24 protein-coding genes are annotated in these 22724 nt (G+C 36.0%); 8 read left to right on the top strand and 16 right to left on the bottom strand.

What is annotated here, in order from left to right:
• Nucleotides 1-7 precede the first annotated feature (7 nt).
• The 4 genes from der to CHB58_RS07560 all read right to left on the bottom strand — a co-directional run bounded on the left by der (nucleotide 8) and on the right by CHB58_RS07560 (nucleotide 5902).
• A complete protein-coding gene (gene der / locus CHB58_RS07575) occupies nucleotides 8-1438 on the bottom strand; it encodes a ribosome biogenesis GTPase Der (protein ID WP_089323503.1) in 1431 nt (476 codons plus the stop codon).
• 63 nt (nucleotides 1439-1501) lie between these two features.
• A complete protein-coding gene (locus CHB58_RS07570; RefSeq protein ID WP_089323502.1) occupies nucleotides 1502-3673 on the bottom strand; it encodes an amino acid permease in 2172 nt (723 codons plus the stop codon).
• Nucleotide 3674: 1 nt separating this feature from the next.
• Complete coding sequence (locus CHB58_RS07565) at nucleotides 3675-3896, bottom strand: DUF6485 family protein (RefSeq protein ID WP_089323501.1); 222 nt, start codon at nucleotides 3894-3896, stop codon at nucleotides 3675-3677.
• A 2-nt stretch (nucleotides 3897-3898) separates the two neighbouring features.
• Nucleotides 3899-5902 carry an LPS-assembly protein LptD gene (locus tag CHB58_RS07560; protein WP_089323500.1) on the bottom strand — a complete coding sequence of 668 codons (2004 nt, stop codon included), beginning with the start codon at nucleotides 5900-5902 and terminating at the stop codon, nucleotides 3899-3901.
• 136 nt (nucleotides 5903-6038) lie between these two features.
• Between CHB58_RS07560 and CHB58_RS07555 the strand changes: the two genes are divergently transcribed.
• From CHB58_RS07555 to CHB58_RS07520, 8 genes are all read left to right on the top strand, one after another.
• Nucleotides 6039-6350 carry a phasin family protein gene (locus CHB58_RS07555; protein ID WP_089323499.1) on the top strand — a complete coding sequence of 104 codons (312 nt, stop codon included), beginning with the start codon at nucleotides 6039-6041 and terminating at the stop codon, nucleotides 6348-6350.
• Nucleotides 6347-7873, top strand: coding sequence for an ABC1 kinase family protein (locus CHB58_RS07550; protein ID WP_245807366.1), 1527 nt, complete (start codon nucleotides 6347-6349; stop codon nucleotides 7871-7873). Before CHB58_RS07555 ends, CHB58_RS07550 begins: the two co-directional genes overlap by 4 nt.
• The gene (locus tag CHB58_RS07545) at nucleotides 7874-8431 is read left to right on the top strand and encodes an RNA methyltransferase (RefSeq protein WP_089323498.1); all 558 of its coding nucleotides are present in this window, start codon (nucleotides 7874-7876) and stop codon (nucleotides 8429-8431) included.
• A 43-nt stretch (nucleotides 8432-8474) separates the two neighbouring features.
• The gene (locus CHB58_RS07540) at nucleotides 8475-9602 is read left to right on the top strand and encodes a branched-chain amino acid ABC transporter substrate-binding protein (protein WP_089323497.1); all 1128 of its coding nucleotides are present in this window, start codon (nucleotides 8475-8477) and stop codon (nucleotides 9600-9602) included.
• Nucleotides 9603-9697: 95 nt separating this feature from the next.
• Nucleotides 9698-10606: a branched-chain amino acid ABC transporter permease gene (locus CHB58_RS07535; RefSeq protein WP_089323496.1), complete on the top strand. Its 909-nt coding sequence runs from the start codon at nucleotides 9698-9700 to the stop codon at nucleotides 10604-10606.
• Nucleotides 10607-10621: 15 nt separating this feature from the next.
• Entirely contained in the window at nucleotides 10622-11854 is a 1233-nt protein-coding gene (gene livM, locus CHB58_RS07530; protein WP_089323495.1) for a high-affinity branched-chain amino acid ABC transporter permease LivM, read from the top strand.
• Nucleotides 11826-12626, top strand: coding sequence for an ABC transporter ATP-binding protein (locus CHB58_RS07525; RefSeq protein WP_089323494.1), 801 nt, complete (start codon nucleotides 11826-11828; stop codon nucleotides 12624-12626). Before livM ends, CHB58_RS07525 begins: the two co-directional genes overlap by 29 nt.
• The gene (locus CHB58_RS07520) at nucleotides 12619-13326 is read left to right on the top strand and encodes an ABC transporter ATP-binding protein (protein WP_089323493.1); all 708 of its coding nucleotides are present in this window, start codon (nucleotides 12619-12621) and stop codon (nucleotides 13324-13326) included. The genes CHB58_RS07525 and CHB58_RS07520 overlap by 8 nt, the downstream gene beginning before the upstream one ends.
• A gap of 93 nt (nucleotides 13327-13419) precedes the next feature.
• Here the strand turns inward: CHB58_RS07520 and CHB58_RS07515 are convergent, their stop codons facing one another.
• The 12 genes from CHB58_RS07515 to CHB58_RS07460 form a co-directional block, all read right to left on the bottom strand.
• On the bottom strand, nucleotides 13420-14286 hold the full coding sequence (locus CHB58_RS07515; protein ID WP_089323492.1) for a prephenate dehydrogenase: 867 nt from the start codon (nucleotides 14284-14286) through the stop codon (nucleotides 13420-13422).
• A complete protein-coding gene (locus tag CHB58_RS07510) occupies nucleotides 14287-14859 on the bottom strand; it encodes an aldolase (protein WP_089323491.1) in 573 nt (190 codons plus the stop codon).
• The gene (locus CHB58_RS07505; RefSeq protein WP_245807365.1) at nucleotides 14856-15716 is read right to left on the bottom strand and encodes a DNA polymerase III subunit delta'; all 861 of its coding nucleotides are present in this window, start codon (nucleotides 15714-15716) and stop codon (nucleotides 14856-14858) included. Before CHB58_RS07505 ends, CHB58_RS07510 begins: the two co-directional genes overlap by 4 nt.
• Nucleotides 15670-16284: a dTMP kinase gene (gene tmk, locus CHB58_RS07500; RefSeq protein WP_089323489.1), complete on the bottom strand. Its 615-nt coding sequence runs from the start codon at nucleotides 16282-16284 to the stop codon at nucleotides 15670-15672. The genes CHB58_RS07505 and tmk overlap by 47 nt, the downstream gene beginning before the upstream one ends.
• Before the next feature lie 8 nt (nucleotides 16285-16292).
• Nucleotides 16293-16634, bottom strand: coding sequence for a histidine triad nucleotide-binding protein (locus CHB58_RS07495; RefSeq protein ID WP_089323488.1), 342 nt, complete (start codon nucleotides 16632-16634; stop codon nucleotides 16293-16295).
• Between the two features lie 3 nt (nucleotides 16635-16637).
• Nucleotides 16638-17543 carry a fibronectin type III domain-containing protein gene (locus CHB58_RS07490; protein WP_089323487.1) on the bottom strand — a complete coding sequence of 302 codons (906 nt, stop codon included), beginning with the start codon at nucleotides 17541-17543 and terminating at the stop codon, nucleotides 16638-16640.
• Nucleotides 17544-17580: 37 nt separating this feature from the next.
• The gene (locus CHB58_RS07485) at nucleotides 17581-18792 is read right to left on the bottom strand and encodes an ATP-binding protein (RefSeq protein ID WP_245807368.1); all 1212 of its coding nucleotides are present in this window, start codon (nucleotides 18790-18792) and stop codon (nucleotides 17581-17583) included.
• A 61-nt stretch (nucleotides 18793-18853) separates the two neighbouring features.
• A complete protein-coding gene (locus CHB58_RS07480) occupies nucleotides 18854-19819 on the bottom strand; it encodes a nitrate- and nitrite sensing domain-containing protein (protein WP_089323485.1) in 966 nt (321 codons plus the stop codon).
• The gene (locus CHB58_RS07475) at nucleotides 19819-20181 is read right to left on the bottom strand and encodes a hypothetical protein (protein WP_089323484.1); all 363 of its coding nucleotides are present in this window, start codon (nucleotides 20179-20181) and stop codon (nucleotides 19819-19821) included. Before CHB58_RS07475 ends, CHB58_RS07480 begins: the two co-directional genes overlap by 1 nt.
• Nucleotides 20168-21262, bottom strand: coding sequence for an HD domain-containing phosphohydrolase (locus CHB58_RS07470; RefSeq protein WP_089323483.1), 1095 nt, complete (start codon nucleotides 21260-21262; stop codon nucleotides 20168-20170). Before CHB58_RS07470 ends, CHB58_RS07475 begins: the two co-directional genes overlap by 14 nt.
• 14 nt (nucleotides 21263-21276) lie before the next feature.
• Entirely contained in the window at nucleotides 21277-22350 is a 1074-nt protein-coding gene (hypD, locus tag CHB58_RS07465; protein ID WP_089323482.1) for a hydrogenase formation protein HypD, read from the bottom strand.
• The coding region (locus CHB58_RS07460) for a hypothetical protein (RefSeq protein ID WP_219350096.1) at nucleotides 22347-22724 on the bottom strand (378 nt) is incomplete at its 5' end. The genes hypD and CHB58_RS07460, both read right to left, overlap by 4 nt.

Genomic DNA, 22724 nt, shown 5'->3' with positions numbered 1-22724 from the left:
TCTACTGTTATCTTTTCTTGAAAACAATTCTTACAGGAATTTTACTAAATCCAAACCAATCTCTTATTTTGTTTTCAATAAATTTTCTAAAATGGTTCGGAATTCCCTCCGGGTAGTTGGAAAACAGAAGAAATGTTGGAGGTTTTATTTTTACCTGTGTTCCGTAATAGATTTTTACCGGCTTGTTTCTGTAGACTGGAGGTTGGTGAATCTCCATAAGCTCTTTTAATGCTCTATTAAACTCTGATGTTTTTACCTTCTTTGTGTACTGGGTATAAAGTTCATCTATCTCTTTCAGGAGATTTTTAAGATTTTTCTTTTCTTTAGCAGAGATGAAAACTTTTGGAGCGTAAGGGATAAAATCAAAAACCATTTCAAGGTTTCGCTGAAGTCTTTCCCATTCCTTCTGATTATCTATTTTGTCTATTTTATTAACGGCGATGATTATCGGCTTGTATTTTTGAAGTGCTATACCTGCGATTTTTGCATCCCTTTCGGTGGGTCCTTCTTCTGCGTCTATTAAAAGGACAACGATGTCAGCTCTGTCTATTGCGTCAAGGGCTCTCAGGTAGCTGTAATATTCTATATCTTTTATTTTTCCTCTTCTTCTTATTCCTGCTGTGTCTATAAAAACATACTCTTTCCCGTTTATATTTACATAGCTGTCAATGGCATCTCTTGTTGTTCCTGGAATATCGCTTACAATTGCTCTTTCTTCTCCTACAAGTGCATTTAGTAGTGTTGATTTACCCATATTAGGCCTTCCGATTATTGCCACTTTTGGAGGTTCTTTTGTTTCTTTTACTTCCACTTCTTTTTCTTCTTCAAGATTTTCTATTATCTCTTCAAGTTTTTCTACGTCATCTCCAGAGATTATTCTATTTATTTTTTCACTTTCTGTTTTTTCAATGTATCTGTTTTTTGCAGCTTCTTTTAAATTTTCCGGTAGTTTTTCAAGTATCTTTTCTTTTAAGGTGGGGACGCCTATCTTGTGTATAGTTGACAGCGGTATAACCTCTTCAAAACCGAGTTTGTAAGCATCGTATATAAGGTGGTCCATAAAAGGTTCATCTATTTTGTTAACTACTACAATGATAGGTTTTTTCCATTTTCTTAATATTCTGGCTGCTTCTTCGTCAAGAGGTGTAATTCCTTCCTGTCCATCAACAACAAAAACTATAAGGTCGGCTTCTTCCATTGCTTTTTTAGCTTGAGATGTAATACTTTCGGCAAAACCTTCGCTTGAAGTGTCTATTCCGCCTGTATCTACAAGTAAGACGGTGTGTTCATCTATATCGGCTTCCTGGACAACCCTGTCTCTTGTAACTCCGGGAGTATCATCTATTATTGCAACCTGTTTTCCTATAAGTCTGTTAAAAAGAGAAGATTTTCCAACGTTCGGTCTTCCTACTATTGCTATAACAGGAATTCTTTTCATCGTTTGTTCCTCTTAATTAGTTATTTAGTATAAAGAAAATAGGCTTTTATACTACTGTTTCAACTATCCGATATCCCATATATCTTTTGGGGTCATACTTCTAACAAAAAGTGTGGTTGGCATATCTTCTGACAAATATGTGATTCTATCTGCGGTTTTTTCCTCTTCTTTTTCTTTGGGAATACTAAGACCTAAAATGATAAGGTCTGCGTTTAAGGAGTGTTCCTTTATAAGCTCTTTGAAATCTTTGCCTGAAAAGTTTGGAACTATAACAACTTCTGCATCAAGTCTTGCTGCTTTTAATAGATTACTGTAGGCTGTTTTGAAAATGTTAAGCTCTTTTTCAGAGTTTACCACTTTCATTACCCTTATTCCTGATTTTTTCCATTCGGGACTGTCTGCAAGGGTATGAGCAATAAATGTCATAAGGGCAAAGTTTCCACCTTTCCCACCCCACCATATATCAATTTTCTCCCTTTTACCCCATCCTTTCAGATTGTTGTAATTTAAAATCAGAACATCTTTTTTAAACTTTAGAAGATTTTTGATATCCTTTATAAGCTTTATCTGATTTTTTCTACTTTTTCCCCATCCAAACAGAACGGTGTTTGCTTCCACTCTGCCGAAACCGTAATATTGGGCTATTCTGGAAAAGGTGTTTTCAAGGTTTCTTTCCACGATAACTTTTGGGAAAAAGTCCAGTTTATGTTTTTTAATATGGGAAAAGAGTTTTTCAATTTCTTTCTCTTTTAATAAAGTTATCTTTTCGTCCGATGTTGTGGTTATTATATTTGCAAGGGTTATTATTCCGTCGTTAAAAGAGAGAAATTTCGCAAATTCTGTAAGGTAAGGTCTTTCGTCTGGAGCACCGCAAAATACTAAAACATTGGGTCTCCAATCTTTTGGGTCCTGCTTCTTTTCAGTAAGTTTTAAGAGGCAGAATTTTGCAATGGAGATGAGTATCCCTGTTTTTATATCTCCCCACGCTTGCTGGAGATGTTTTTTTCTCAGAAAGAGGTAAAGGAGAACCAAAATAGCTGTTGCTACAACCGTTGCAAGGCTGTTTATTAAAAACATAACTATGTAAGAGCCTGCTACTCCGTAAAAAGAGATAAACCATGGAATTTTAAAGGATGGTCTGTAAGTTGGCGGGTTTAAAAGGGAGTAAAGGGCTGCAGCAAGGTTTGTTACAGCATAAGTAATCAGGAAGAACATTGTAATTACAGCAGCTACAACATTAAGGGAGCCAAGGAGTAATGACCCTTGGGCAATTGCGTATGTGATGAGAATTCCAGCTCTTGGTTCATTCTTTTTAGAGCCGAGAGTTGCAGCGAAAATTTGGGGAACTATGCCGTCTACCGCAAGAGCCTGTAGTGTTCTTGGAGCTCCGATGATAAAAGTTAGCGCAGAAGATAGCGTTGCCATCCAGATTCCAACATATACAAGTGGAGGGAAAACGGAGTTATGGACCATTACAAGGGTGTCTTTCTGGAGTGTGGTATATGGTGCTGTTGCTGATAGCTTGTAAGCTATCAGGAGATAGGTTAAATAGGATACTGTGAGAGCGGAGATTATTCCTAATGGAATAGCTCTTTTTGGATTTTTTAGTTCACCTGACATCGCAATGCCAGCTGTTACTCCTGTTACTGCCGGGAAGAATACGGCAAACACACTCCAGAGGTTTTCTCCAGGAAGATAATGGGGGGCAAGATTTTCAGCAATTAGCGTAAAATGAGGATTAAGAAGAAAAGAGAAAATACCAAGCAGTAAAGCAGCAAAAATACCTATTTGTAGCTTAACTACAAAATCTGCGCCGATGTAAGCTATTATTGTAAAAAGTATAAGAACGGCAGTTGCTACAGTAAATATAGGAACATTCGGAAAGATACCCCTGAGGGATTCGGCAAAACCTATCAGATAGAAGGCCACCGATATTGCCTGAGATATAAATAGGGGAATGCCTACCGTCCCTCCGATGTCAAGACCAAGACTTCTTGATATGATGTAGTAAACTCCCCCTATCCCTACCTCTTTATTTGTGGATATTGATGAAAGGGAAAGTCCGGTAGCAAAAGAGATAGACATTGCAAGAGTAATCAGGATGATTCCTTCCATTAATCCTGTGTTGCCTATTACCCACCCTGTTCTTAGAAAAAGGATAACGCCAAAAATGGACAGTAAAGTTGGAACAAAAACACCGGAAAATGTGTTAAATCTTCTTATATTTTCTGCCATTTTACGCCTTTACCAGTTTATATCCCAATTTTTCAGCCCACACTTTTATGAAAAATTCCATACTTCTATCATACATTCTTTCAGCTTCTGACGGAAATAAACATCCGGGAAGCTCATTATTTTTTCTGTGATATCTTATGCATTCACAGCATATTCCTTTTCTTGGGCAGTTTCTATAAGAGCATCCGCATGAGGAAATGTTTCTCTCTCTTTTACATTCCATTGTTAACCTCCTGTAATAGATGTAGGTTCAAATTTTTCTCCCTCATATCTATACTGGTAGCCTCCAAGTTTTATCAGGTTTATTGTTAGTGTTATCTGGTATGTGATTTTACCATCGGAGCTTTTAATCCAATGGTAGGATAGATTTCCGTTCCAGCAGTTTCTGTTTATTAATAAAGAATATGTTCTTTCTCTGTCAAAGTGGTATTGAAAATCGTATCTGTGGGAATATGAGAATGTAAGGTATCTGTTTAGCTTTATTTTTGTTCCCCATCTCAGGTAGTTGTTGGTTTCGGTTTCAACAAAAGATCTGTAATGATTTGCCCACAGGGAAAATTTTGGAAAGTTCATTTCTACTTTTGTGTTTATCTTTCTGGTTTTGCCGGTATTACTATCAATTTCTATGTATTCACTGCTTTTTATGCTGGATTCAGGTAACAGTTCTACGTTTACTTTCCAGGGTTGCCATGGGTGTTCATCCATATAAAAATTGTAGCTGTTATCTATATCAATTTTTGCAAGTTTTGTCTGATTTGTGTAGAAGTTAAAAGTTAAACTTCCCTTTATCTTTTTTTCTTCCTGTATGTGGTCTGTGCCGTCAAAATTGGGAATATTATCCTGGCTTTTCTTTTCTGTGAAATTGAAAGACAATTCGGGAGAGATGGAAAGTTTGTAATTTTTTGATTTGATCTGAAAGTTTGTAAAATGGTTCTCTTCATACATCCAAAGGTTTCTATAGATATGGTCTGTTCCGTTGTCCATTATAGTGTATAAAGAGTTGAGGTTTGAGAGTTTGAAACTGTTTTTTATGCTTCCTGTGTAAAATGTATATCTGATGGAGGGATTTGCGTTTATTCTAATGCCACGGAAACCGACTTTTCTGTAAAAGTAGGTAAGACTTGAATCAAAGCTGAACGTTAAAGGAAGTTTTTTATTCAAAGGAACGTCCATAAGGTAGAAATTGATTTCTGGAAGTTTTTGAAACGTTGTGTCTGAAGAACCGTCAAGACTGTCAAAATAAACAAAATTTGTATTTAAGATAGCATGAGTCCATAGTTTTGAGTAAGTAATGTCCGATTTTGTGTATTGGCTTGTAAGGATCTCTGTGTCCTGAACACCGCTTTCTGTATAAAAGTTTCTACTGCTTACAACGTTGACTCTTATATGGCCGTAAGAGTAATCCGATTTTAAGTAGGAATGATTTAAGTTTATACTCCACTCTGTTTTGTCTTCAGAGTCAACCCTGTTGTAATCAAGATCGCCTCTGGCATATGGAGATAAAACGTAGCGAAAATTTATACCTTTTGCACTTCCATCATTGAATCGCTTTTCAAAGTAAAATGTAGCGTCAGCACTTCTTCCAAGGACAAGAAAGAAAGGTTGCTTTACTGTAAATCCCTGGTTTCTTATGTAGCCAAGACGAGGTATTAAAAATCCTGTTGTTCTCTTTTCAACTATCGGTCCACTTATTACAGGTGAAAGTATTACAGGAACAGAAAATATGTCAAAAGCGACCCATTTCCCTTTAAAACTTTTCCCCGTCTGCACCTTAAACTCTTTTGCTTCTATTGACCAGTCAGGTCTTTCACAGCAGTTACAGCAGGGGGTATATATTCCATCGTATGCTATCCACAAGTTTTGTGATAGTTTTATAAGTTTTTTAGCTTTTATAAAGTCTGTTTTTGACAACTGTCCTTTTGCATCTGTTAATTCCGCTTTTTTGGTTTTAAGGGAGTATTTAAGCTCGATGCAGAGAAGTCTTGTGTTTCCATCTTTAAATAGAACATTACCTATGGCCGTTAGTTTTTTTTCCTTTCTGTCAAAAACTATAAGGTCAGCGGATAGTGTTGTGTTTCCGTATTTTAAAGTTCCGTTTATTGCTGTTATGAGTTCTTTAATGTTTCCTGTAACTTTATCAGCTGTAACTGTAACAGGGTAAGATGTTCTGGCGAAGGCGATATTGTTTGCAAGAATTAGAAAAAGCACGGTAGCTAAAAGCTTTTTCACCTAAACTCCTTAAACAGAAACAGCGATTTTGAATTCCTATTTTAAACAAAAACCTTTGAAAGGAAAACTTTTCTTTAGAAGTTTATAAGATTATGGTATAAATTTAAATATGTAAAATCTGATTTGTGGAGGAGTTATGGAAAGACTTTCAGATATTATCAGGAAAATAGCACTTGTTGAGATAGGAGCTATTTCTGTGGTAAACAGGAAAATAGAGGAAATAGTAAAAAAACTTGAAGAAGAGGGTAAGATAGCCGAGAAGGAAGGAGTTAAGATTCTTTCTGAGGTCAAAAAGAGTATAGAGGAGCAGAAAGAAGAAATTGAAAGCAAAATAGAGAAGATACTGGGAAAGATGAATCTTGTTACAAGGTCGGAATTTGAAGAGCTTAAAAAAGAGATTGAAAAGTTGAAAGACGAGATTGAAAAATTGAAAGGTGATAAGGGTTGATATCAATAGGCGAAAGAAACAAAAGGTTAAGGGATATTTTAGGGGCACTCTTTTATTGTAGTTATGAGTATTTAAGTGAACGTGTTCCTTCTGTTTTTTTAAGAGCAGGGAAGCTTTTTTTTAGAAAATGGAAATTTCTGCTTGACTATCCTCCTCCAGAAAGGTTGAGAGTTGCTCTTGAAACTCTTGGACCAACCTACATAAAAATTGGTCAGATGCTTTCAACAAGGGTTGATGTTTTCTCTGAAGAGTTTATAAAAGAACTTGAAAAACTTCAGGATAAAGTTCCTCCCGCTCCGACAGAAGAGATACTTTCTGTTTTAGGTGATATTAGGGATGAGTTTTTGGAATTCTCCGAGGAACCTATAGGTTCAGGCTCTATAGCACAGGTTCACACTGCGGTTTTAAAGTCCGGTGAAAAGGTTGCTGTGAAGGTTATAAAGCCGGGAGTTGAAAAGCATATAAAGAAAGATATAACCATTCTAAAACTTTTGGTGAACAAACTTGCGGGATTTGTTAAACCTTTAAGGGATTACAGGGTTCCTTCCATAGTTGAAGAGTTTGAAAGGGTTTTACTTGATGAGTTTGACCTTACAAAAGAGGCATCCTACATGGAGATGTTTCGGCAGTTTGCCGTTGAAAAGGAGCCAAGGCTTGTTATACCAGAAGTTTACTGGGATTATACAAATAGAAATGTTCTTGTGTCTGAATTTATAGAGGGAACAAAGCTTACAGATGTGAAAAATCTTGAGAAATTTGACAGGCGCAAGCTTGCTGAAGATTTTGTTATAGTTGTAAACAGGCAGATTTTTGAGCTTTCGGTGTTTCACGGAGATTTGCATCCGGGTAATATATTTGTTCTTGACGATGGAAGGCTTGCTTTTGTAGATTTTGGAATAATTGGAAGACTCTGTCCGGATACCTTTTCTGCGTTTTTCATGTTTTCTTATGCGGTTATGAAAAAGGATGTTGACCTTATTATTGAAGCTTTAAAGATGGTTGGAGCTGTTGGAAAAGATGTGAATGAGCAGCTTCTTAAAAGAGAACTTCTGATTTTTCTTGATAAGTATTACAACAGACCTCTTTCAAAGATAGATGCTGAAAAGTTTTTCTACGAAGAACTTGCAATAACAAAGCAGTTTAATCTTGTTCTCCCTGAAGAGCTTCTTGTTCTTCTTAAAACTGTTACACATACAGAGTCTGTGGCAAGAATTATCTATCCAGAATTTACCCTGCCTCCTGTCCTTCAACCATATTTGAAAAAGCTTATTCCAAAATTTTTACTTGATGATTTTAGAAGAAGAACAATGAAAACGGCGGTTTCTTATACTTCTTTTATGCAGAGATTGCCGTCTTTAATTGAAAGCAAACTTACAGAAAAGGAAAAAAAAGATTATTTTCCGCTACTTGAAAGTGCGTTTTTACTGGGTGGAGCCTGTGTTCTCTCATTTAAACCGCTCCTACTTCCCCTTTATCTTGCAGGGGCTGGAGCTTATATTTTTTTCAAAAAAGGAGAAGGTTAGATGTCCGTTTATGTTTCACTGCTTCACTATCCTGTTTACAATAAAGAAAGAAGGGTTGTGACCACCTCTTTAACAACCCTTGATATCCATGATATTGCAAGGTCTTCAAGAACTTATGGGATTAAAGGTTATTACATTGTTCAACCGATAGAGAATCATCTCTGGCTTGCAAATAAGCTTCTCTCCTTCTGGCAGGGAGGGCATGGAAGAGAGTATAACCCGAAAAGATGGGAAGCTTTAAAACTTGTGAAAGCTGTTCCTTATTTTGAAAATGTTGTTTCGGATATTGAAAAAATTGAGGGAAAGAAACCAAAGGTTGTTGTCACAACTGCTAAAAAATATGAAAATGCAGTTTCTTTCGGGCAAATGAGGGAATTGATAAATAAAGAAGATTCTCCTTATGTAATATGTTTTGGAACAGGCTGGGGACTTACAGAAGATTTTGTGAAAAGGGCTGATTATATTCTTGAACCTATATGCGGTCCTACCGATTATAATCATCTTTCTGTTCGTTCTGCTGCATCCATTATTCTGGACAGACTTTTAGGATTGAGATAAAATTGGAAATTAAACTCATATTTTATTAAAAGGAGGTAGCAGAATGAAGAAGATATTTAGCCTTCTTTCTGTAGCTTTAGTTGCGGTGCTTATGACAGTTGCGCCGTCTATTGCTGCAGATGTTATCAAAATAGGGGTTGCAGGGCCTCACACAGGTGATCTTGCTCCTTTCGGTATTCCGACAGTTCACGCGGCTAAGATAGTTACAGAAAAGTACAACAAAAACGGTGGTATTCTTGGTAAGAAGATTGAACTTATCGTTCTTGATGACCAGTGTAAGCCGGAAGTGGCGACAAACGTTGCTACAAGCCTTGTTACAAGCAAGGTTGTAGGTGTAATTGGTCATATCTGTAGTGGAGCAACAAAGGCGGCTCTTCCTATCTATAAACAGGATAAAATTCCTGTAATTTCTCCATCTGCAACAAATCCTTCTCTTACAGAGATTGGATATCCTGTGTTTTTCAGAACAATTGCTCCTGATGATGCACAGGGCAAACTGCAGGCTGATTTTATAATTAACAAGCTTCATGCTAAAAGAGTTGCTATTATTCATGATAAAGGTGACTACGGTAAAGGTCTTGCAACTTATGTTAAAAACTATATAGAAAAGAGCGGTAAAGCCAAAGTTGTTCTTTTTGAGGGTATAACTCCGGGAGCTATGGATTATTCTGCTGTTGTTCAAAAAATCAAAAGAGCTCGTCCAGATGTTGTAATGTTTGGTGGATACCATCCAGAAGCTTCAAAAATTGTTATGACAATGAGAAGAAAAAGACTTAAAGCGCCTTTTATTTCCGGTGATGGTATAAAGAACGATAAGTTTATTCAGGTAGCTGGAAAGTACGCAGAAGGAGTTTATGCTTCAGGTCCAAAGGATATTTCTGGAAATCCTCTCTATAAGGTTGCCTTTAGTGAACATAAGAAAAAGTATGGAACAAAGCCGGGAGCATTTTACTTTAACGCTTATGCTGCGACACAGGCTCTTTTTGAGGCTATCAAAAAAGCAGGAACAACAGATTTTGATAAAGTTACTGCTGCACTTCGCTCAAACTATGTGGAAACACCACTTGGAAAAATTAAGTTTGATAAAAAAGGTGAAGCTGAAGGTGTAGGCTTTGCAGTTTATCAGGTAAGGAACGGAAAGTTTGTTCAGATTTATGCACCTTCAAAGTAAAAAGCATATATTTTTCTGCATACTAAATTAGGACGGTGAGAAGTGTTGTATAATGCTTCTCACCGTCAATTTATGTTTGAATGAGGAGCAGCGAGATGGACTGGGCTTACTTTTTGGACCTTTTTATGAGCGGGTTAACAAAAGGCAGTATTTATGCTCTTATAGCACTTGGTTATACAATGGTTTATGGAATTATTCAGCTTATCAATTTCGCTCACGGTGAGATATATATGATAGGAGCTTTTGTAGCTCTTATAACTGCAACTATTCTTGCTTCAATGGGATTAAACATCGTTTTTGTTTTCCTTATTTCAACGCTTGTTGCTGTTATCTACTCTTCTGCTTATGGGTTTACAGTTGAAAAGATAGCCTATAAGCCTTTAAGGCATGCTTCACGTCTTTCGCCTCTTATAAGTGCTATCGGTATGTCAATATTTTTGCAAAACTATGTTATGCTTTCTCAGACCGCTGATTTTGTGCCTTTTCCAGAAATTATTCCTGTTCCTAAGTTTCTTGATAAAATAGCAGATTATGTTGATCCTGTTGGAGTGGTTATCATAGTTGTAACTGTTATAGTGATGATTGCCCTTCATCTCTTTGTTAAAAAGACAAAGATGGGAAAAGCCATGAGAGCAACAGCCCAGAATAAAACGATGGCTATGTTGTGTGGTGTGGATGTTGATAAGACGATTTCTTTGACTTTTATTATAGGTTCTGCCCTTGCTGCTGTTGGCGGTGTTTTGATAGGTTCTTATGTGGGGCAGATAAACTTTTTCATAGGTTTTATCGCAGGGCTTAAAGCTTTTACCGCTGCTGTTTTAGGTGGTATCGGCAGCATTCCAGGTGCTGCTCTTGGTGGAGTTGTTCTTGGTTTGACTGAAAGTTTTGGAACAGGGTATATTTCAAGCGATTATGAGGATGTTTTTGCGTTTATAATTCTTGTTCTTATTCTTATTTTCCGTCCTGCTGGAATTTTAGGAAAATCAAATACTGAAAAAGTTTAATGGCAGGTTAGAAAGATGGAAAGAGTGGTAGAAGAGATGAAAAAGTCGCTTATAACGGCTTTATGGTTTGTTTTTCTCACATTTCCCATTATGGTTATTAAGCTTCATCCTGCTGAAAACAGTGTTTCTTACAGATGGAATAACGTTATTTATGTTTTTATCGGAGCGTTCTTTTTGTCAATGCTGTGGAGATATCTTCTTGAAAGGAGAGATAAGAAAGCTGGTGGAAATACCGAAGATACTTTTATTTATAAGCTTTTAAATCATCCTTATTACAGTAAACTTATATATTTGTCCGCTTTGGTGTTCATTCTCGTTTTTCCTTTAATCTTCTCTTCATATCAGACCAACATCATGACAACAGCGTTGATTTATGTTGTTCTTGGTCTTGGACTTAATATCGTTGTGGGGCTTGCTGGTCTTCTTGACCTTGGGTATGTTGCCTTCTATGCTGTTGGGGCTTATGGATACGCACTTTTGAACAAATATTTTGGACTTGGATTCTGGGCAGTTTTTCCCATTGCAGGTATTCTTGCTGCTATAGCAGGTATTATTCTTGTTTTTCCGATTTTAAGGCTCCGTGGTGATTATCTTGCCATTGTTACTCTTGGTTTTGGAGAAATTATTAGAATTGTTCTTGAAAACTGGGATAGTCTTACAAACGGGCCAAGTGGTATTTCAGGCATTCCGAGGCCGTCTCTTTTTGGAATAAAGATGAATGTTGACCAGTCTTTGGTTTTCATCTATTACATTACCGTTGCCCTTGTAATATTTACAATTTTTGTTGTAAACAGACTTCAAAATTCCCGTCTTGGAAGGGCATGGCTTGCTCTTAAAGAGGATGAGATAGCATGTCAGGCGATGGGAATAGATAGAGTTAAAGCTAAACTTTCTGCCTTTGCCCTTGGTGCCACATGGGCGGGGTTTGCAGGGGTTATTTTTGCCGCTAAAACTACATTTGTTAACCCTGCAAGCTTTACTTTTTTTGAATCTGTGGTTATTCTTGCTATAGTTGTTCTTGGTGGAATGGGTTCAATAGTTGGTGTGATAATTGCCGCACTTATGATGATACTTTTGCCGGAGTATTTAAGAGCTTTCTCAGATTACAGAATGCTTGTATTTGGTCTTGCGATGGTTCTTGTAATGGTGTTTAGACCTGAAGGTTTAATTCCTTTTAGAGGTGGAAGATTCGTTTACAAAAAGAAGGAGTTAGAAAAGGATGGAAGCACAAAAGGAGCCTATTCTTGAAGTTAAAAATTTAACTAAAAAGTTTGGTGGTCTTGTAGCTGTTGATAATGTAACTCTTGAAGTTTATCCTGAGCAGATAGTTGCCCTTATAGGTCCAAACGGTGCTGGAAAAACAACATTTTTCAACTGTGTAACTGGAATCTATAAGCCGACTTCCGGAGATATATTTTTGAAAACAAAAGAAGGCAAAAAGGTAAGGATTAACGGTTTAAAGCCCAATCAGATTACAGAACTTGGCCTTGCAAGAACCTTTCAGAACATAAGGCTTTTTCCCAATATGACAGCACTTGAGAACGTTATGATAGGAAGACACTGCAGGACAAGAACAGGCATTCTTGGCGCTATTTTTAGACCGCCGAAAACAAAAGAAGAGGAAGAGGAAACGATAGAGAAAAGCTATCAGCTTCTTAAAACTGTAGGTCTTGAAAAGTATGTAAATGAACTTGCGAAAAATTTACCATACGGGGCACAGAGACGCCTTGAAATAGCAAGGGCTCTTGCCACAGAACCTACAATTCTTCTTCTTGATGAACCTGCTGCAGGAATGAATCCGAAAGAGACAGCTGAGCTTATGGATCTAATTTACCACATAAGAGATAATGAGAAGATAGCTATACTTTTGATAGAGCACGATATGAAGCTTGTTATGAACATTTCTGAAATGGTTTACGTGATGGAATACGGAAGACTTCTTGCGAAAGGCACTCCAGAGGAGATAAGAAGGAATCCAGACGTTATAAAAGCTTACCTTGGAGAGGAGCACAATGCTTGAGGTTAAGAATATAAATACTTTTTATGGAAACATTCAGGCTTTACATAACGTTTCTCTTACAGTTAATGAAGGGGAGATAGTTACTCTTATAGGTGCCAACGGAGCCGGGAAAACCACCACTTTAATGTCAATATGTGGCGTGGTTCCTCCCCGTTCAGGTGAGATAATTTTTAACGGTGAGCCGATTCACGGTCTCCCCCCTCATAAGATTGTTGCAAAAGGTGTTGTTCAGGTTCCTGAAGGAAGGATGATTTTTCCAGAGCTGACAGTGATGGAGAATCTTGATATGGGTGCCTATCTTCGTAATGATAAGGAAGGTATAAAGCGGGATCTTGAGTATGTTTTTGAACTCTTTCCCCGACTTGCAGAGAGAAAAAATCAGCTTGGTGGCACACTATCAGGTGGTGAGCAGCAGATGCTTGCTATCTCAAGGGCTCTTATGGCAAGACCAAAACTTCTTCTTCTTGATGAGCCGAGTCTTGGACTTGCTCCCCTTATAATAAAACAGATTTTTGAAATTATTGTAAAGATAAACAGGGAGCATAAAACAACTATTTTGCTTGTTGAGCAGAATGCCCATCAGGCTTTGAAGATTGCAGACAGGGCTTATGTTATAGAAAACGGTAGAATAACAATGGAAGATAAAGCGGAAAATCTTCTTAATAACGAGAAGGTGAAACAGGCTTATCTTGGATTTTAAGGATACGTTTCTATTTGTGGGTTTTACTTTCAGAATGGCTTTTAAAACCAGATAGAAATCTTAAAATAGTTTTCTGTTTTACAGTTCAGAAAGCTACTGGATTTTGTTTCTTTTTTCCCTTGCAATCTCAAAGAATTTTTTAAGCCCTTCTCTGTCATTTTTTTCTATCAGTTTTTCAACCTCAGTGAGCGCATTTTTAAACGTTTTTATAGCTTCTAAAATATTATCTTTGTTTTCAATGCAAATATCCCTCCACATTACAGGGTCGCTCATCGCAATTCTTGTAAAATCTCTAAAACCGCCTCCTGTAAACTGGAAAAGGTCTGTTTTGAATTTTTTAGAGAGTATATCTATTGCATCAACTATTGAGTAAGCTACAACGTGGGGAAGATGGCTTACAGATGCAAAAATTTGGTCATGGTAGTAAGGATCCATTTCTATAACTTCTGACCCGAGTTTTTGCCACAGCTGTTTTATTTTCCCTTTTGCTTTTATGTCGGTGTTTTCAGTGGGTGTAATTATGAATTTTGCTCCTTTAAAAAGGCCGTTAACGCTGTTTTCAACGCCTGATTTTTCAGTTCCTGCTATCGGATGGCCACCAACAAAAGGTGCAACTCCTTCAAGTTCTTTTTCACAAAAGTAAACCAGCTGTCCCTTTACACTGCCAAGGTCTGTAACTATTACTTTTTTGTTTCTGTCTATCTTTTCTTTTATTGTTTTAATTACGCTTTTGTAGGCACCTACAGGGGTCGCAATAACTACAAGGTCAGCTGTTTTAATCGCCTCTCCCTCTGTATCTCCGTCATCTATTATACCAAGCTCCTTACCTTTTTCTATAGCTTCAGGATTAAGGTCAACGGCGGTAATTTTCCCTTTAAATCCTCCATTTTTAAGATTAAGTGCAAATGAACCTCCAATAAGTCCAAGTCCGATTATTGAAATCTCTTTAAATTCCTCCATCTATCTCTCCATTCCTTTAACGATTGAGATTATTTTACAGGAGTTTTCAACTGCTGAAAGGTATTTATATGCTTCCTCCAGTGTTTTTCCTGTGGAGAAAGGTCCGTGAGATTTTACAACGGCAATTTTACACTTTTTAAGTAATTCTGGTAGCTTTTCTGCTACTTCATTAGAGCTTATTACCTGTTTTGCTGATAAAACCGGCACTGTTCCAAGGAGAAATTTAACCTCAGAATCAAGGGGGATAATTTCATTGGTTGTAAGAGAAACGGCAACTGTATAAGGGGAATGGGCGTGAACAACTGCCTTTACTTCAGGTAATTTTTTATAGATATTTCTGTGAACTTTAAGTTCTATAGAAGCGGTTTTATCAAGCTCTGGATTTTCTTCTACTGTGGTTACCACAATGTCTTCTTCTGTTAATGTTCCGAGCATTTTCCCCGATTTTTTTATAAGTATGTAGTCGTTATACCTTACGCTTATATTTCCGCCGTGGCTGTCTGTTAAGCCAGATTGGAATATAAGTCTGCCTATTTTTATCATCTCTTTTTTGAGTTTCTCTATTTCGTTCATCTTTGCTCCTTCTTAAGTGTTACTGTTATAAGCAGCCATTCAATTACGTTTCTTGGCCTTGCGTAAAAGTTTAGAAAATTTCTTGCTTTTTCAAGAGGTTCAAACCAGTCAAGAAAGATTTTCTTTTCTGAAAAAAGAATTATAAGTGATTCAATAAAAAGATTTGTTTCTTCCCGGGTCATTGATGAGAACTTTGAAGAAAAATCAAGGATTTCAGCTGGTAGTTTTTTCTCCTTCAGGAGTTTTAGAAGGTGTGCTATTAAGTCTGGCACTTTACTGTTTGAAAGGGCAATTGCCCTTCCCGGGCTGTTTCCGCAGATTTTGAGTATTCTGCTGTCATATTCAACACCTAAATTTTTGAGAATTGTTTCAACCTGAATCTTTGTTAGCTTTCCAAAACGAAAAATTTTGCAGCGGGATTTTATTGTTGGTAAAAGAGCGTTTTCGTTTGAGGTTATCAAAATTATGTTTGCGTATTCTGGCGGTTCTTCAAGTGTTTTTAAAAGAGCGTTTGCAGCTTCATTTCTCATAAGTTCTGCACTGTCTATTATTGCAATCTTCCTTTTTGAATGTGTAGGTTTCATTGAAAGCCAGGAGGTTATTTCCCGGATTTCATCTATTGTAGGAGGTTTATCTTCTCCTACAATTTTTATTCCGAACTCGTTTCCTGAAAGGATTTTTGCCGTTTCTACCGCCACAAGTTTTTTTCCCACACCTTCTGGACCTGAGAAAATTGCAGATGAAGGGAACACTTTCTTTTCTATCAGTTCTTCTATTGTGTGAAGCTGTTTTGCGTGACCGACGATACTGCTAAACGGCATCGGCTTTTCTCTCAATAGTAGTCTTAATGATTTCAAAAATTTCTTCTACCTTTTTTCTTCCATCTATTACCACAACTCTGTCTGGCTCTCTCTTTGCTATTTGAAGATAGCCTTCTCTTACTCTTTGATGAAACTCAACTGCCTCTTTTTCTATTCTGTCAAGTTTCCTTTTTTTTATTCTTCTTAGTCCCTCTTCTACAGGAATATCTATTAAAAATGTTATATTTGGTTTTAAACCTTTCGTGGCTATACTGTTTAGATACTCAATTTTTTCTACGGGAATGCCTCTGCCAAATCCCTGATAGGCGATTGTGGCATCTGAAAATCGGTCGGAAATTACAGTAGTGCCGTTTTCCAAAGCAGGTTTTATAAAATTTTCAACATGGAAAGAGCGGGCAGCCATATACAGGAAAAGCTCGGCATTTTCGGGAAAAGGTTCTTCTCTTTCTGTAAGGATAAATTCTCTTATCTCTTCAGCTGCTGGAGTGCCTCCAGGTTCTCTTGTAAATAGTGCTTCTTTTCCGCTGTCTATAAGCCACTGGTAAAGGAGTTTTGCTTGTGTGGTTTTTCCGCTTCCCTCAATTCCTTCAAAGGTTATGAACATACACTCTCCTACTTGCAAATCATTGGACCTAAAGGTTTTCCTGCAAAAAGATGGAAGTGGATGTGGTAGATTTCCTGTCCTCCATCTTTATTGCAGTTTATAAGGATTCTGTAACCTTTTTCTGCAAATCCCATCTCTTTTGCTATTGTCTTTGCAACGGTAAAGATATGTCCTATCAATTCTTTGTGTTTCTCTTCAATATCATTTACTGTTGGAATATGCTCTTTAGGGATTATCAGTATATGAATAGGTGCTTGTGGATTTATGTCGTGAAACGCCATCACAAGGTCATCCTCATACACTACTTTGGCTGGAATCTCTTTGTTTACAATTTTACAGAAGATACACATAGTTTACCTCCTTTTAACAGCTTCTGGAATACTTAAGTTGCCCGCTTTATCAACAGCAATCACTTTAAATATACCCTTTTTGCAGGTTGTCTGGAAGTATAGGTTTTCAGTTTTTCCTAATTCTTTATCGTTTAAAAAAATTGTGTAATAAACGGTATCTTTTGATGGTGATGGTTCCCATACTATAATGCATGTAGAGTTGTCTAAACGGACAAGAACAGGGTTTTTAGGTGGCTCTGGAGGGATATTGTCTTCTGGAGTTAATTGAACAGGTTCTGTGAATGGTCCTTTTAATCTGTTTTCTGCGTAGCGGAATTTGTAAATGTAAGTTTTACCGTTTATCACTTTTTTGTCAACAAATGTTGCATTGTTTATTATGGCGTAAGGCTTTATAACAGAAAATGGTTTCTTTTTTTCTGTTCTAAAGATTTCTATAGGGTGAAGGGTCGGTGTTCTAAATAAAATTTTAACCGTTTCATCACCAGCAAAAGTTTCTCCTACAGAAGGTTTTTCTTTGATAGGTTTTTCTATTTTAAAACAAACAGGTTCAGAAAATTCTCCCTTTTCCTTTTTGTAAATAGCTGCAACCCTATAACAAACTTTTTCTCCCATTTTCCTTTCACCGTCCAAAAAGTAAAGTTTATCTGTTACCGCTTTTTTTTCTCCAAAATTGATGTCAATAAGGTATTTAAGATTTTTTATAGAATTTTTCGGGATAGGTTCACCGTCTATAAATTTTGAAGGAGGGTTCCAGTATATTAGCGGTTTTAAAATCACCTGCTGATAGTTTAATTTATTTACAGTAGCAGGTTCAAAGATTCTTGGGGGAAGGGGGTCTCCTTTTCTCCCGCATGTGCCAAACGATGAAACTGATATCAAAATAAAAATAAAAAGCAGGTAATTTTTCACCTTAACCTCCACACATGCAGGTGGGTTCAATTTTAGCTTATTTTTTCTTTATTTCTCTTAGAATTTCTGTCAGTTTGTCTAATTCTATGGGTTTTGTAATATAGCCGTTGGCTCCAAGTTTCATAGCTTTTGTCTCTGTGTCCTTGTAAGCATCAGCAGTAAGCATATAGACAGGAGTTTTAATTCCGGCTTTTCTTATTCTCTCCAGAGCTTCAAATCCATCCATTACAGGCATTTGTATGTCAAGAAAGATTATATCGTAATTGTTTTTTATAGCTTTTTTGTAAGCTTCAAATCCGTTTTCTACTATGTCAATGTCTTTTATATTGAAGTTTTTCTCAAATATCTTTTGAAGAAGTTTTCTGTTTATAGGTTCATCTTCTGCTGCAAGGATTTTAATGTTTGAAAAATTATCCAATTTTTTTTCTGCTGGAGGTTTAATTTGAAGTGCCTTTAGTTCTTCTTCTGTTTTTTTCCGCCCTTTTTCTAAAGGAATTTTAAAGTAAAATGTTGTTCCTTTCCCTTCTTCAGATTCAAACCAGATGTCTCCCCCCATAAGTTTTGCAAGAGATTTTGATATGTAAAGTCCAAGTCCCGTGCCTTTTATTTCTTTTGTTTCCTGAGAGTGGATTCTTACAAACGGCTTAAACATCTCTTTCTGTTTTTCTTTTGGAATGCCTATTCCTGTGTCTTTTATGTAAAATGTAATGATTGTATTTTTGTCAGTTTCCTTTATATCTTTAATTCCAAGCTCTATAAAACCTTCTTTTGTGTATTTAAATGCGTTAGAGAGAAGATTAAGAAGGATCTGTTTTACTCTTTTTTTATCTCCTATAAAAATATTCGGAAAATTTGGAATTTTATTGATAAATTTCAAGGATTTGGCTTTTTTCCGTGAAGAAACAGTCGCTATGACTTCCTGGATAATCTGGTTTAAATCAAATTCTTCTTTTCTTATTTCTATCTGCCCGGTTTGAATTTTTGTTGTGTCAAGAAGGTCTTCTATAAGTTCAAGCAGCTGCCTTGCAGATTTCTCCGCATTTTCAACATACATTTGTTGCTCTTTTGATAGATTGCTTTGAAGTAGAAGGTTTAAGAAGCCTATTATTCCATTTAAAGGGGTTCTGAGTTCATGGGATACGGAAGCTATAAATATTTTTTCGTTATATGTAAATTTCTTAAATATTTCAAGGAGTTTGTTGATACTTTTAGCGATTTCTCCCAGTTCTCCAGGTGTGTTTTCGTTCATTTTCAAATCAAAATTTCCTTTGACAGCTGATGATAAAACAATTTTTAAGTCATCAATATTTCTATATACATCTTTTAAAGTTAGAACAACCAGAGTTATCAATGATGCAAGAAATATAAAAAAGAAAAAAAAATTCCCCGATAAGTCTTTTTCTTAAAATTTCTTGTTTTGTGGAAATTGTTTTAAGAGTGTGATCTATAATGTTTAATTCAATTTTATACAGTTCATCTATCTGTCTGGTTTTTATTTTCCACCATTCTTCAGGAGTGATATTTACTTTCTCTCCATTTTTAAGTTTTGTTATTATTTGATGGATTTTTATACCGATTGGAGTTTTATATACTCTTCTTTGAAGGATTTTGTTTAAATCTTCTGTTATATGAGATGTAAAAATGAGTTTTTTTTCGTTACAGTATTCGTTTATTTTTTGAATTATTAGATTATCAATTTTTGTAGCAAGTCCCACAGCTATAAATGCTCTTAATTTTCCTTCTATGTTTTTTAATCTGTCAAGGGGATATATTTCATGCTCAAAGTTGCCCGACAATATTTTAGAGTTTTTGAAGAAAGTGTATAAACTTTCAATCAGCCCAGAGTAAAAGTTGAATACTTCTACGTAATTGGTTCTTTCTGCATCTATTACTGTTTTGTTTCTGATTTTATATAATTTCTCTTTTTCCTTTTGAAGAATCTCAGTTATTTTTTTTGCAATTGTGAGGTTGCTCTTTTTTAAAGAATCTTCAAACTTTACCAGTTTTCCGTCTAAAATGTTTCTTTCTATAAGCATTTTGTTTTTAAAAAAATCTCTTCTTGATGCTACATATACTGTTGAAAGTCCCCTTTCTTTGGCGATTTCATGAATGAGTTCTATAAGACTTTTTGCCATTATTGTATATTCTTGCTCAATTTTTGCAGTTTTGTACTCTTTGTAAGTTGAATGAATAATGAATGTGAAATTTAGTAAGAAAGCCATCAGAGAAATTGTTAAAATGAGAAAAAGTTTAACTTTTAGAGATAGTGAACGCATTATTTTCCTTCATTTAATAGCATTTTAATGGCTTTTCTGGTTTGAGTTTCTATTTCTATGTAATTTTTTCCGTTTTCATACATATGCTTTACTTTTTTAAAAGCTTCTGCTTCATTCTCAAGTCCAAGGTTTAAAAGAACTCCTTTTATAGAATGAGTAAGTTTTATAAGTGCCTTATAATTTTTATCTTTAAGAAATTTTTCTATCAAGAATATTTTACTAAATATAGAATCTATTCCCTCTTCTATTAGTTCTTCAGCTTCCTCTTTATCCATTCCAAACTCAATAAATCTTTTTTCAGCTACTGGTTTTATCTTTTTTTCAAGAAATTTTCTTATTTCATCAGGTTTATACTGTTGCATCCTCCACTTCCCCTTTTAGAGAACTAAATGTTTTATATATTTTATAAACTTCCTTTTCTTCCTCTATAAATATTGTAGCAAGTTCAGGGTCAAAGCTTTTACCGATTTCCTCCTTAATTATCTCCATCGCTTTTTCAAACGGGAAAGCTTTTTTGTATGGCCTTACAGATGTTAGTGCATCAAAAACATCTGCAATTGCAGTGATTCGTGCTTCAAGAGGTATCTCTTTCTCTTTAAGACCCTCAGGATAACCTTTTCCGTTCCATTTTTCGTGGTGGTATAACGCAACTTTCTGGGCAAATTGAAGAAGGGGAATTTTTGTTCCTTTAAGAAGGTTTGCCCCGTATATGGTATGTTTTTTCATAATTTCAAATTCCTCTTGAGTAAGTTTTCCTGGTTTTCCAAGAATTTTCTCGGGAATGGCAATTTTACCGATGTCATGGAGTGGGGATGCGATATAGATGCTCTCAATAAAACTTTTATCACATCCATATCCTTCTGCTATCAGCTTGCAGTATTCTGCGACTCTATGGATGTGGTTTCCTGTGAAAGCATCTTTATATTCTGTGGCTTCTGCGAGTCTAAATATTATTTCTCTTTCTCTTTCTCTTATCTCCTTTGTGGCTTCCTTGACTGCATTTTCAAGAAGCAGTGTTCTATCTTTCAAAAGGAGATAGTTTTCTATCAATTTAATATTGTTCATTATTCTTATTGGAAATTCAACGGCGTCAACTGGCTTAACAGTGTAGTCATTTGCACCTGCAAGGAGTGCCCGTATTCTTGAGTCTCTGTCTTCAAGACTTGTAACTACAATTATTTTCAGCTCTTCCATGTTATACAGCTTTCTGACTTCTTTTATTAATTGGTATCCATCAATTTCAGGCATCATAATGTCTGTTATTAAAAGGTGAGGAGGACTGCTTTTTATACTTTCGAGCGCTTCTGTAGGGGAGACAGTTTTGGTTATTTTAAAATCAAAAATAGAGAATGACCTTTTTATAGCTTTTCTTACAAGTTTATCCATAAGATTTACGTTGAAAGGTTCATCATCAACTATCAGTATTTTAATAACTTTTTCCATACTCCTTTCTACTCCTATTTCCTCCCAGCTTTATACCATATATTGCAGGCGCCTTCTAAAGATACCATGCATGGACCCTTAGGATTTCTTGGGGTACATACTGTTCCAAAAAGTTTACATTCATCTGGATAAGCTTTGCCTAAAATAATTCTGTCACATATACATCCGAGTATCTTTTCTTCTTTAATTTCAGGTAGATTAAAAATTTTCTTTGTGTTTAGGTGGTTATATTTTTCTTTAAACTCAAGCCCAGATTCTGGAATATAACCTATTCCTCTCCAGTTTACATCTGCTTTCTGAAAATATTTGTATATAAGTTGCAAAGCTTTTTTATTGCCTTCTTCCTTTGCCACGCCTTTATAAACGTTTTTAAGTTCACACTGGTTTTCTTTTATTTGAAGAAGAATAACGGCTATTGCAAGCAGTAAGTTTTCAGGCTCAAAACCTGCTACTACTGTTGGTATTTTGTATTTTTCCGGGAATTTTTTCCACGCTTTAGCTCCAACGATAGCTGATACATGTCCTGGTGCTACGAAAGCATCAACTCCTACCTCAGAATCTTTTACAAGAAGCTCCATTATTTCTGGAGTTAATTTTTGTGCGGTGAGTATAGACACATTTTCAGGCAGATCCATTTCTATCAGTGCAGCCGTTGGAGCTGTAGTTGTTTCAAAACCTATGGAGAAAAACACTATATGTTTGTCCGGATTTTCTTTTGCGATTTTTATGATCTCATGCGGAGCACTTACCATTTTGTAGTTTTTCCCTTCCGTTCTTATTGAGCCTATTTTTGTTGGAACCCTCAACATATCTCCGTAAGTTACAAGAATGGTGTCGTCTCTCTTTGATAGGTTAATTGCGTTTATTATATCGCTTTCAGAACATACGCATACCGGACAGCCGGGTCCTGGGACAAGTTCAATGTTTTCTGGGAGAACACTTCTCATACCGCTGAAGGTTATTGTGTGTTCGTGAGAGCCGCAAACGTTCATTATTTTTATTTTCCTATCTTTCAGAGTGATTGCCTTTATGAATTCTATCAGCTTCTGTGGGTTATCATGGACTTTTATTATTTTTTCTATGTTCATTCCTTACTCCAGATTATCTTCTCCAGCTTGCTAACTGGAATTTTAGCATAAGTAAAACCGAATGGTATTTGGAGGAAAACTTTGAGCTTTAAGGAAATTTTATTGAACTTTATTTTTAGAATGACAAAAAGCCATTCTGAGATTGTTTCACAACCGAAAAGTTTCATTTTTCTGAAGTTAAATGAAAGTTTAAAACAATCTTGTAAAAGGTAGGGGGTGAGCACATTCTCCCCACCCTTTTCCAATACCCCCAGCCTATTAGCCACCACAAAAACATCCTCAAGCAGCACAACAGGGAAACAAGCAACATTAAGATTAAACAAACAATCCCACTTACTCTTTAAAACCTCAAAAGGCGTTCTCCCATTCATACC

The sequence above is a fragment of the Desulfurobacterium atlanticum genome, from assembly GCF_900188395.1.
Classification (GTDB): domain Bacteria; phylum Aquificota; class Aquificia; order Desulfurobacteriales; family Desulfurobacteriaceae; genus Desulfurobacterium_A; species Desulfurobacterium_A atlanticum.
Note: the sequence above shows the minus strand (reverse complement) of the source record. Positions and strands in the feature narration are given on the sequence as shown.

What these genes read in the sequence shown, in the direction of transcription:
- der (WP_089323503.1), bottom strand. Translation starts at nt 1,438, where the DNA reads ATGAAAAGAATTCCTGTTATAGCAATAGTAGGAAGACCGAACGTTGGA.
- CHB58_RS07510 (WP_089323491.1), bottom strand. Translation starts at nt 14,859, where the DNA reads ATGAACGAAATAGAGAAACTCAAAAAAGAGATGATAAAAATAGGCAGA.
- CHB58_RS07470 (WP_089323483.1), bottom strand. Translation starts at nt 21,262, where the DNA reads ATGGAAAAAGTTATTAAAATACTGATAGTTGATGATGAACCTTTCAAC.
- CHB58_RS07545 (WP_089323498.1), top strand. Translation starts at nt 7,874, where the DNA reads ATGTCCGTTTATGTTTCACTGCTTCACTATCCTGTTTACAATAAAGAA.
- CHB58_RS07535 (WP_089323496.1), top strand. Translation starts at nt 9,698, where the DNA reads ATGGACTGGGCTTACTTTTTGGACCTTTTTATGAGCGGGTTAACAAAA.
- tmk (WP_089323489.1), bottom strand. Translation starts at nt 16,284, where the DNA reads ATGTTCATAACCTTTGAAGGAATTGAGGGAAGCGGAAAAACCACACAA.
- CHB58_RS07555 (WP_089323499.1), top strand. Translation starts at nt 6,039, where the DNA reads ATGGAAAGACTTTCAGATATTATCAGGAAAATAGCACTTGTTGAGATA.
- CHB58_RS07480 (WP_089323485.1), bottom strand. Translation starts at nt 19,819, where the DNA reads ATGCGTTCACTATCTCTAAAAGTTAAACTTTTTCTCATTTTAACAATT.
- CHB58_RS07475 (WP_089323484.1), bottom strand. Translation starts at nt 20,181, where the DNA reads ATGCAACAGTATAAACCTGATGAAATAAGAAAATTTCTTGAAAAAAAG.
- CHB58_RS07515 (WP_089323492.1), bottom strand. Translation starts at nt 14,286, where the DNA reads ATGGAGGAATTTAAAGAGATTTCAATAATCGGACTTGGACTTATTGGA.
- CHB58_RS07485 (WP_245807368.1), bottom strand. Translation starts at nt 18,792, where the DNA reads ATGAACGAAAACACACCTGGAGAACTGGGAGAAATCGCTAAAAGTATC.
- CHB58_RS07525 (WP_089323494.1), top strand. Translation starts at nt 11,826, where the DNA reads ATGGAAGCACAAAAGGAGCCTATTCTTGAAGTTAAAAATTTAACTAAA.
- CHB58_RS07495 (WP_089323488.1), bottom strand. Translation starts at nt 16,634, where the DNA reads ATGTGTATCTTCTGTAAAATTGTAAACAAAGAGATTCCAGCCAAAGTA.
- CHB58_RS07565 (WP_089323501.1), bottom strand. Translation starts at nt 3,896, where the DNA reads ATGGAATGTAAAAGAGAGAGAAACATTTCCTCATGCGGATGCTCTTAT.
- livM (WP_089323495.1), top strand. Translation starts at nt 10,622, where the DNA reads ATGGAAAGAGTGGTAGAAGAGATGAAAAAGTCGCTTATAACGGCTTTA.
- CHB58_RS07520 (WP_089323493.1), top strand. Translation starts at nt 12,619, where the DNA reads ATGCTTGAGGTTAAGAATATAAATACTTTTTATGGAAACATTCAGGCT.
- hypD (WP_089323482.1), bottom strand. Translation starts at nt 22,350, where the DNA reads ATGAACATAGAAAAAATAATAAAAGTCCATGATAACCCACAGAAGCTG.
- CHB58_RS07540 (WP_089323497.1), top strand. Translation starts at nt 8,475, where the DNA reads ATGAAGAAGATATTTAGCCTTCTTTCTGTAGCTTTAGTTGCGGTGCTT.
- CHB58_RS07570 (WP_089323502.1), bottom strand. Translation starts at nt 3,673, where the DNA reads ATGGCAGAAAATATAAGAAGATTTAACACATTTTCCGGTGTTTTTGTT.